Raw genomic sequence first — 11,586 nt, 5'->3', positions numbered from 1 at the left:
ATATGAATTTTATATTAAATTATTCATGCACGTTAAGTAATACGTGCAAGTATACTATTTAAAACCCTAATCAAAATTATGATGATTAATTTTAATTGGAGGCGATACGATAGTAGTTTTGAAGTAGAGAAAGAAGATTTATCTTTTATTGTGAAACCGTTATGTGGATTAAGAAGGGAGATTTAAAGTGCCTAAGAATTCTAAATGTTTTAGAAAGATTGGTGTTGCGTTAGCAGTTAGTGCCCTAACAGGCAGTGTAATTGGTACTACTTGGGCAGCTACTAATGTGGCTGGTAGAGGCAATGGTGTGGCTTTAGGTGAAGGAGCTGCAGACACATCTAACGACGAAAATACATCCATTGCCATTGGTAAGGACTCAAAGTCTAAATATGATGGGAGCATAGCTATTGGTGATGGTTCAGAGGCTGTAGGAAATGACTCCATCGTTATTGGTAAAGGGGCCGCGACTAATGCAGGCCCAGGTATTGCCATTGGTAGTGGTGCATTAGCACAAAACGGTGGGAATTTAGCTATTGGTGTAGGTGCTAAGTCTGGTGGAGAAAAGAGCATTGTTATTGGTGAGAACACTAGTGCAGAAAGTGGTAAAAGTATCGTATTAGGCTATAACACTCATACCTCAGGCTATACAACCAATGCTATTGCTATGGGGGAGAATATTAAGTTGGATGGAAATTATTCAGACTTAATTTCTATTGGCTCTGAGTCTAATGCCCAAGGCATTGGTTCGATAGCGATTGGTGGACATTCGACTATAGCGGCACCAGTTACTGGAGCAGTGGCATTAGGTTATGGCGCTGCTACAACGGCTGAAGGTTGCGTTGCTTTAGGCCGAAATTCTGTAGCTAATCGTTCTGCTGGTAGTTATGGTTACATTCCTCAAAGTGGCGATAAAATAGGCTATACAGGCCGAATTGGGGGTATTTTGCCAGACCGTGAAGCTGTATTTACTGCTCAGAAGCCAGCTAATGTGGATGACTCTGTATATAAATCTACAGATGGGGCAGTAAGTGTTGGTAGAGAGTCCTATGTTGGTCAAAATGGTAATGTCGTGCCAGTTAGCACTCGTCAAATTACCAATGTGGCAGCCGGTGGACAAGATACTGATGCAGTTAACGTACGTCAGTTGAAAGATTTGAGTGCTGCTGTGGGGACACAGTTGGCAACTAAGTTGGATGCTAATGCTTTTCAGTATGTATCTATTAACTCTTCGGTAGCTGGTAATAAAGATAATAAAGGTGCAACAGGTGGTAACTCCGTCGCTATTGGCCCTAATGCTTCAGCTACTGCCGTATCCAATGTAGCCATTGGTGAAAATAGTGTTGCTGCTGGAACAGGGTTTGCTACAGCATTAGGTTCTGGTGCAAAAGCAGAGAATACTGGTGCAGTAGCTATTGGCTCTAGCGCTAATACTACGGGTTCAACAGGTATTGCTATGGGGTATGAAGCAAAAGCTACTGGAACTAATGCTGTGGCGCTAGGGATGCGTTCACAAGCAACTAGCTTTGGTATTGCGATTGGGCAGGCTAAAGCTTTATCTCAATCAGCGATTGCACTTGGTGATGCAGCTACTATAGATAATAGTAGTCACTATTCAATAGGCATTGGTGATGGTGTTTCAGTAACTAAAACTAAACAAGCGGTTGTAGCTGGTGTACATGCTAAAGCTGATAATTCGCAGCAAGTGGTTTTATTAGGCTCTCAAGCAAAAGCAACAAATTCTGGTAACTCTGTTGTTATCGGTACAGGTGCTTCCTCTAATTCTGTAGAGACTGTAGCTATTGGTAAAGGTACAATTGTTACTGATAAAGCTGCCTCCTCTTTAGCAATAGGTAACTCCGCCTATATTGGTGAAATGACGCCAGTTGATCCGGGTACTAAGCCAAGTGATACATCCAATCCAGGCTACCGTAATATAGGGACTAGCGAAGAAGTAATGACGAATCCGTTGGATAAGAGTAAATATTATTTCTCTACAGCTGTAGGTACTGATGCTAAAGCTTTTGGCTATCAAAATACAGCATTTGGCGCTGGTGCTGAAGCACATAATACAAACTCCTTAGCCTTAGGATTTATTGCTGTAGCAAAAGGTGATTTCTCAGCTGCTATTGGTAGAAATACTAAGACTGATGGTACTTATGCTACTGCAGTAGGCTTTGATGCTGATGCTATTGGCGAGTCAACTCTTGCATTAGGCAGTCGTGCACGTGCTAATAAGGTAGCTGGTGTTGCACTTGGTACAGATTCTATTACTAATGTAGATAAAGGCTCCTTTGGTTATGATCCATCTGGTAAACAAGCAGACCTATCTGCATTCTTAGGTGATCAGAAATCAGTTTATGATACATTACAAACTGATATTGCTACAGCTCAAGGTGAAGTAGATACAGCTCGTCAAGCAGTGATTGATTTACAAAATTCTAAAAACGGTAAAACTGCCGAAGAAATTGCTGAAATAGATAAAAACTTAGCTTCTGCGGAAACAACTTTAGATGAAAAGAAGGCAGCTTTAACAGCTAAAGTAACTGAAGCTAATAAGATGGTATCTACATGGCAAGCTACTGCAGCTGGCGTATCTATAGGTGATAGTGAAACAGGATTAACCCGTCAAATTAATAATGTAGCCGCTGGTACATTAGATACTGATGCTGTTAACGTGGCTCAATTGAAAAATGTAACATTAAATGTTACTGGTGATAATTTAACAACAGATACTACGGCTGTGGGTAATGTTAATTTAGCTACACAACAACTTGCTATTAATGGCGATGGAAATATTACTACCACTGTCGATAAAGACGGTCAAGCTGTAAAACTTGCTTTGTCTAAAGATGTAACTGATAAATTAGGGCTGTGAAATATTTATCTGTTAAATCTACTGAAACTGGTGCAGGTAGTAATGTAGCTAATGATGGTGCAAAAGGAAATAACTCTGTTGCTATTGGGCCTAAAGCTAAGACTGTAAGCATAGGAAGCGTAGCTATTGGCTTAAATGCTGATGCTAAGGGTTTTTACGCTGTTGCGCTAGGTCAAAATACTGAAAGCACTAATAGTAATTCTATTGCTATTGGTAATGCGGCTAAGAGTAAAGCTGATTTGTCTATTGCTATGGGTAAAAATGCTACTACTAATACTAGTGGCGCTATTGCTATTGGCAAGGATGCAACGACTGCTAGTGATTCTATGGCTGCTATGGCCATTGGCTATGAAGCGAATGCTACAGGGGTAGCGGCTACTGCTGTAGGCCCGCAAGCTAAAGCTTTATCAGGTTCAGCTACTGCAGTAGGTTTTGATTCCGTGATTCAGAACTCAGATACAGGTTCTGGTCGTGAAGGCAATAATTCTGTAGCTTTTGGGGTAAGCTCTAAAGTAAATGGTGGTAATGGTGCTATTGCTATTGGTAATAATGCTAATTTTATTGATACCACACAGGCTACCGTAGTGGGGACTGGTGCTATGGTTTCCGCATTGCCTGAAAATGCGGGTGACTCAATGGTCATTACAGATGGTTCCAAGGGTACTAAAACAATCACTAAAGGTGATGACGGTGAGTATACTGTTGTACCTACAAAGGATAGTGGTGATGCATTAAAAGAACGTAATGGTGCCGCATATGGTGCTACTGCCTTAGGCTCTCGTGCAACAGCTCATAACTTAGGTGCTGTTGCGGCTGGTTTATATGCAACTGCTATTGGAGATACGTCTGTAGCCATTGGCAATAACTCTATGACCTTGGCTGATAGCGCTACAGCGGTTGGTTCTGCAGCTACAGCTACAGCCGAAGATTCTCTAGCGATTGGTGGTTATACTAATGCAAATGTAGAAACAGGTGTAGCATTAGGTGCTTATGCTAAAACTGACCGCGCAGCAGGTGCACAAGTTGGTTATGATCCATTAACTGGTGATGCTTCAACAAAAACAAGTGATCCTACTTGGAACTCGACTCTAGGCGCAGTCTCTGTTGGTACTACTGGTAAAACTCGTCAAATCACTAACGTAGCAGCAGGCTTTGCAGATACTGATGCTGTTAACGTGGCACAGCTCAAAGCTGCCAAAGTAGAAGTGGTGGCAGGTACTAATGTAACTGTAGCTACAGATACATCAGCAGCCTATACAAAATACACTGTAAATTCCGTAGATACTGATACAAAAGTAGAAGATAGCGCTGCTACTTATAATGCAGATGGTACAGGTTCTATCACATTGAATACGAACCAAAATGGTACAAAAGATACAGTTACTATTTCAGGTCTTCAAGACAAGTACATTACTGGCGCAAGCATGTCTGGTAATACCTTGACTATTAATCGTAATGATGGTCAAGCTTTTACTGTTGACAATATTGCGACTAAAGATGATGTTACTACAGCGGTAGGTAATTCTTCTTGGACCCTTGGAGTAGGTAAAGCGCCATCTATTAAGGTTACCGGTGATTCGGAAGCTACAGCTAATGGTGAAGCGACTGAGATTAAAAACGGTAGTACTGTAACATTGCGTGCAGAACGTGGTATTAAAATAAATCAAGACGGCAGTAATATTGATATTGGTTTAAAATATATTGATGTAGACCCTGCGGTTGATGCACAGCCATTAGGTGTTTCTGATGCGAAAGCTACTGGTGGTGGCACTACTGCTGTTGGTCAGAATAGTATTGCCGATGGTCATCAGGGGACTGCTCTTGGTTTTGGCGCCCATGCTGGTGAATATTCATTAGCAGTTGGTTCTCATGCTGATGCTAGCAGTATTCGTTCACTTGCATTAGGGTATAATACATCAGCAGGTCAATTTGGTGTGGCTGCTGGTAGTGAAGCTAAAGCAACAGGAAACCAATCTGTTGCAGTAGGTACATTCACTCAAACTAATGGAGTTAATTCTATAGGTATTGGTATAAGTGCAGTTAAACTAGGTGCTGTTGGCAGCGGTGCAAATGATTTTGAACTAAAAACTAATAGTGATAGAGCAATTGCTATTGGCAGTGGTTCTTATGTAGGTGAGAAGGCTGCAGATGCTACGGTTATTGGTGTAGGGAATAAGATATTAGGTTTAAGTCAAATCTCAAATAATGCGGTACTTATTGGTACTTCATCTTCCATTACAGATGGAACAAATAGTATATTATTAGGTAATGAAGCTGGAATTAATAACTCTCAAAGTGCTGTAGGTATTGGTAATAAGTCAAGTCTAAAAAATTCTACTGCGGCGACTGCAGTAGGGTATTTATCAACAGTTGAAAATTCTAGCCAAGGTACTGCAGTTGGTGGTGGCAGTAAAGTAACTGCTAATCAGGCGACAGCCGTTGGGGGTAGTAGTGAAGTAACGGCTGCACAAGGCGTTGCAATGGGGTATAAGGCTAATGCAAGTGTTGCTCATGGCGTTGCCTTAGGTGCTTTTTCTCAAGCTAATCGAGGAACAGGCTATACGGGGTATAATCCTTTAACTGGAACCGTTATGGCAAATGATGAATTAGCTATTGCAACGGCATTAGGTAGAGCAGACGATTTAGCTCAATATAATGCTACAATGCAAAGTGCAGATACTAATAGTCAAGAATACGTAGTTGCCAAAATGAATAAAGAGATATTGTTAGCAACCTACAAACCTAGTATGTCTGCAGTCTCCGTAGGTCGTGTTAATATGACTCGTCAAATCACTAATGTTGCTGCTGGCTTGGCTGATACTGATGCAGTAAACGTAGCACAGTTAAAGCAACTTCGTGCAACTGGTACAAATTATGCTGGTGATGATACGACAAGAGTACACCGTGACTTAGGTGATGAATTAACTATTAAGGGCGGCGCTGATATTTCTACTGATGAAGCAAAAGCAAAATTAACTGATGGAAACATTGGTGTAGTGGCTAATAAGGATACGAATGGCTTAGAAATTAAGTTAGTTAAAGATATTAATTTGACAGATAAGGGTTCTGTAGTCTTTGGTGATGGCGCTACAGCTCCTAAGTTAGATGCTACAGGATTAATCCTTCCTAATACTGATGCTGCTAAGACTGTAAAAGTGTCGACTGATGGTATTTCCGCTGGTTCACAAAAGATTACAAATGTAGCGGCAGCTACAGCTGATACTGATGCAGTAAATGTATCTCAACTTAATGCAGTAAAAACTTCAACAGATGATAAATTAGGGAAATTTACAGTAGGTACAGATGCAGCGGGTAATGCGGATGGTATTGATGTAGATAAGGACAATACACGCTTTGATATCCTCGGTGCTAATGGAAATATTACTACAACACTTGAAGGCCGTCAGGTTAAAGTAGGCTTATCCAATACATTAAACTTAACAGCTGATGGTAGCATTGCGTTTGGCAATGATGCTACATCACCTAAACTTGATGCTAAAGGCTTAACAGTGTCTGATACAGTTAAGTTTACAAATGCGGGTATTTCTGCAGGGGCTCAACAGATTAAAAATGTAAAAGCAGGTACAGACGATACCGATGCAGTGAATGTATCTCAACTTAATGAAGTAAAAAATTCCGCAGCGGGTAAGCTTGGTGGATTCACTATTGGCGCAGATGCACCAACAGAAGGTGAAAATAAAACTATTACTGTAAATAAAGATAATACGCACTTTGATGTTAAAGGCGTCGATAACATTAAAACTGAAGTTAAAGGAAACGCCATTGAAGTTGGCTTAGCAAAAGATGTTACATTAACAGATGGCAGTGTAACAACTACTAAAGATGGTGTTACTACTAAAGTTGATGGCTCTGGTATTACTATTACACCAAGCAAAGGTGATGCAGCTAAAGCGGTTTCTTTAACTAATGAAGGCTTAAATAATGGCGGTAATAAGATTACTAATGTAGCTGATGGTGATATTACTGATACGTCTAAAGATGCTATTAATGGCAGTCAATTAAAGGGTGTTAAAGATGAGTTACAAGGCAATATTGATAAGTTAGAAAGCAAACTCGGTGCTGCTGGTGATTTAACAACGGTTGACAAAGATGGCAATCCTGTTGTTAAAGGTAACGATGGTAACTATTACAATCCTACTGATTTAAATGAAGATGGCACACCAAAAGATGATGCTAAACCTGTTGATACTGCATTAGGTTCTGGTGCTGATACAAGTGGTCTTGGTTTAGATAATAAGGACAATGATAAACCGATTACTAAGGACGAAGCTAAAGACATTATTGGTGGTAAACCAGGTGCTGACGGTCAACCAGGTAAAGATGGTTTACTTGATAAAACAGGTCCATCTTTAAATAACTTAGTAACAGTAAAAGATCTCCAAGCACTAGCACAAGCCGGTCTTGACTTTGGTGGCGACACAGGTGATGATGCACATCGTGCATTAAGCCAAAAATTAACTATCAATGGTGGTATTAGTGACGAATCTAAGTTGACTGATAATAACATTGGTGTTGTGGCAAATGGCTCCGATACATTAACAGTGAAGTTAGCCAAAGACATTGACCTCGGCAAAGACGGCAGTGTTACAACTGGCAACACAACTATCAACAATGACGGCCTTACTGTAAAAGGTGAAGACGGCAAACCTGGCACAACTGTTGGTTCTGATGGAATGGGTGTAAATGGTGATGATGGTAAACCAGCTACTACTGTTGGTAAAGATGGTATCTCCACAAATGGTAAGGATGGTATTTCTGTAAATGGAGAAGATGGTTCTTCTACAACTATCAAACCAGATGGTGTAACGTCCAAAGATCCAAATGGTAATTCCACAGTTCTTGGCCCTAATGGCGTAGAAGTGAAGGACAAAGACAGTAACACTGTTGTAACTATTAATGATAAAGGCATTTCCAATAACAATGGTGGCCCAACGAACTTAAATGACGGCTTAAATGTACCTGGTGGTTTAGTAGTAAAACCTGCTGAAACAGTAAATGGTGAATATGTTCCTGGCACTGGTACTATTAGTGCCGAAGGTAACCGCATCCAAAATGTGGCACCTGGTATTGAAGCTACTGATGCTGTAAACGTAGGTCAATTAGGCGGTGTAAAACGTGATTTAAGTAATCGTATGAACACAATTGGTGCTCACGCAGCAGCTATGGCGGCGCTTCATCCAATGGAATATCTTGAAGATGAAAAATTATCTGTAGCAGCCGGTGTTGGTACATTCCACAGCAAACAAGCGGTGGCAGTAGGTGCGTTCTATCGGCCAAATGATGATACTATGTTTAGCGTAGGCGGTTCCTTTGGCGGTAGCGAAAATATGTTTAATTTAGGTGTGTCCTTACGGGTAGGTCAAGATAATGACTATGCAAAAGCAGCACAAAATTATAAACAAGCGCCACTTAGCACGATGACTGTTCTTGATGAAAAAGTAACAAATCTTGAAAAAGAAAATGCCGATTTAAAAGGTCAGTTAGAAGAACAACGTCAACAAATTAAGATGTTAATGGAACGCCTTGGTGTACAATAGTTTATTTAGATTATATAGTGTGGTCGTATGGGGTATGTTCGTATATAGTATGTTCGTATGGAGTATCTACGTATAGGGTATCTTTGTATAGAGTATGCTTAGAGTATATGTTGATAAACTATAAGTATATCAAATAAAGTTGTAAGAAAAATTACAATTTAATGTTTCATACAAAAAAGAGGGTGAAACCTGAAAATGGTATCACCCTCTTTTTATATTCAACTTGTTGAATTATACAAATCGTTAAACAAAATTTATATTGTTGAGAAACAATGTAAATATAATATACAAATCAAGATATATTGAAAAATAAGTTAAAATAGGGATTTATAAGCATAGCTGTTTTTCTTATCAATTTATATTTGTCTGATATTAAAATATAATAAACATGAAAAAATATGATGTAAACTATTGACAAATAAAAAATAATGACTATACTTAAATTAAGTAAATAAAAAAGTTGATGAGTTTTGTATAGGTTTTCTTGTGTTATATAGTCGTTCAAATTTTACGATAACTTAATATTTGCACATGATGTTGATTAATGATGTTGGCGTGAAAATATTATGAGTTATTAAATGAGTAGCATTGATTATTTTATATATGCTTGTGTACGCTATAGAATATGTTGGAACGGCTTATATGAAACGGCCCTACAATCCTGAGGAATTGTAGATTGTGTTGTGTAATAGTGGAGTGAGGCTTTACATCATGAAAAACGAAAGTAAAAAATGACAAAATTAGTCGCTGCTATGCTTGTTGGTACCGTAGGTGCTGGCTTATATAGTGCGAGTGCAGCAGGCTTAACTGGTTCCTATGTAGGTATCGGTACAGCCCCAACTGATTCTACCGTAGTTAAGAGTGGTACAGAGTACAATGCGGATAATCTTGTTGGTAAAAATGTATTGATTGATTATCGTCAAACTAAACTTATGAATGGCGATCAAGAGCAAGATTTCTCTCGTATTCCTACAAATGATAACAAAAATGGTGAAGGTGTAGATGGTACACCTACAGCTAGTGATAGTAGAGCAGGTGTGGGTACAACTGCTATTGGTCTTGGTACTTATTCAGCTCGTGAATATTCTACAGCTGTTGGTACCTATACAAGTGCTATTATGGGCAGTACATCTGTTGGTTCCGGTGCTTTTGCCACTCAATATGGCTCGGCCTTTGGTCGTAACACCTATGCAAATAACAAGGCCGTTGCCGTAGGTGAAGCAGCTCGTGCCGCTGATGGTATAGCCATTGGTATAGGTGCTTCTGCTGGCCAATTCTACAAATACATTCAAAATGATGGCAGACAAAATAGGGATTCTATTCAATACAGCATTGCCATTGGTCCTAATGCCACAGCCGTTGGTGGCACAGCGATTGGTGCTAAAGCCAAAACTAATGGATTATATGGTGTAGCTCTTGGTCAAAGCTCTAGTGTAGCTTACAATGGTGTAGCTTTAGGTGTAAGGGCTCAAGTGACTAGAGAAGGCAATGGTGGTGTTGCGTTAGGTACGTATAGTGTAGCTAACCGTGGTGCTGGTAGCATTGGTTACATGCCATTAGTTGATGGTGTGAAAGGTGAAATTGCTGCTGATAATGCCACATTGGCTGGCTATATGGGCTTGTCTGATACTATTAAAAACTTTGAAACTACCTATAAAGCTCAAATTGAAAAGTACAATGAACTTAATAAGGCTTATAACGACGCTTCAAGCGCAGAAGCAGTACAAAAACAGATTATGCTAGAAACTAAGGGGCATGATGATGTTGCGTATAAAGCTGCAGAAGCTGAATATAAAAGATTAAGCAATGAAGCTGTAGCAGCTACTAATGCTCGTAATGCGTGGACTGCAGCTAACAAAGATTTCACTGCTGCTTTAGCAGAGTATGAAAGTGCATTAGCTCCATTTAAGGCGACTGATGGTGCCGTAAGCGTTGGCTCTACTTCCTATGTTGATGCTAAAACGGGTCAAAAATACCAAAATACACGTCAAATCATCAATGTAGCAGCTGGTACAGAAGATACTGATGCTGTTAACGTGGCACAGTTAAAGGCAGTAGAAAAAGTAACGGCTGATAAAATGTCCAGCTTCACTGTAGGTGATGGTAAAAAAGCTGCAGACGGTGAAGAAGCACCAGCAACTCTTACTGTAGATGGTGAAAAAACACATTTTGATATTGTAGGTGCTAATGGCAACATTACGACTACAGTAGATTCAGATGGTCGTGCTATTCAAATTGGCTTATCTAATACATTAGATCTCGGTAAAGACGGATCTATTTCCGTTGGTGCTAGTCCAGTAAAAGTGGATGGTAATGGTTTAACTATTAAAGATGGTCCATCCATGACAAACAATGGTATTGATGCAGGTAATAAAACTATTACGAATGTAAAAAGTGATATTGCTGAAAAGGATGGAGCCGATTATTTAGCTAAATTAGAAAATGCTAATACTGCTAATCCTAATTCCGCGGTTAATGTAAGTGATCTTCAATCAACGGCTGATGCATTAAATACTAAGATTACGGATGCTGGTGAAAATATTACTAATGTAGCTGGTGATGTAACAAAATTAAAAACAGGCTTTGATATTAAAGCTGGTACTACAACATCCAACATCGCCTTAGGTGGAGATACAGCGCCAACTATTACCTTTGCTGGTGATAGTAATGTAACAGCAGAATTAGATGCCACTAACAATACAGTAACGTATAAACTTAATAAAGATGGCATTGTTGGTACCTTAGGAGATACGTTTACTAAGATTGATGCGTCTAATTTAACTGGTGATACTAATATTAACAATTGGAAAACTAAATTAGGAATTACGAATGAAGAACTTGGTCAAGCCAGTGCGTGGAAGTTACAAGCTAATGGTGCTAATGAATCTGTAATAGAAAAAGATTCATTAGTAAACTTTGTAAACGGCACAGGTACGGAAGTAAGCAAAACCGGAACGGATATTTCCGTAGGATTAGATAAAGCAACACAAGATAAAATTAATAATGCATCTGGTGATGTAACAAAACTACAAACGGGTTTTGATATTAAAGCTGGTAATAACATCTCTAATATCGCATTAGGTGGAGATAAACCAACCATTACCTTTGCTGGTGATAGTAATGTAACAGCAGAATTAGATGCCACTAACAATA

Annotated in this window: 3 protein-coding genes; all 3 read left to right on the top strand. The window is 39.4% G+C overall.

What is annotated here, in order from left to right:
- The first annotated feature begins 187 nt into the window (after positions 1-187).
- Entirely contained in the window at positions 188-2,875 is a 2,688-nt protein-coding gene (locus Q0376_RS04545; RefSeq protein ID WP_298704605.1) for a hypothetical protein, read from the top strand.
- Entirely contained in the window at positions 2,872-8,433 is a 5,562-nt protein-coding gene (locus Q0376_RS04540; RefSeq protein WP_298704602.1) for a YadA-like family protein, read from the top strand. The genes Q0376_RS04545 and Q0376_RS04540 overlap by 4 nt, the downstream gene beginning before the upstream one ends.
- 731 nt (positions 8,434-9,164) lie before the next feature.
- Positions 9,165-11,586, top strand: a 2,422-nt coding sequence (locus Q0376_RS04535; RefSeq protein ID WP_298704599.1) for a hypothetical protein, incomplete at its 3' end; no start/stop codon positions are given.

The sequence above is a fragment of the uncultured Veillonella sp. genome (genome assembly GCF_937981445.1).
Taxonomy (GTDB): domain Bacteria; phylum Bacillota; class Negativicutes; order Veillonellales; family Veillonellaceae; genus Veillonella_A.
Note: the sequence above shows the minus strand (reverse complement) of the source record. Positions and strands in the feature narration are given on the sequence as shown.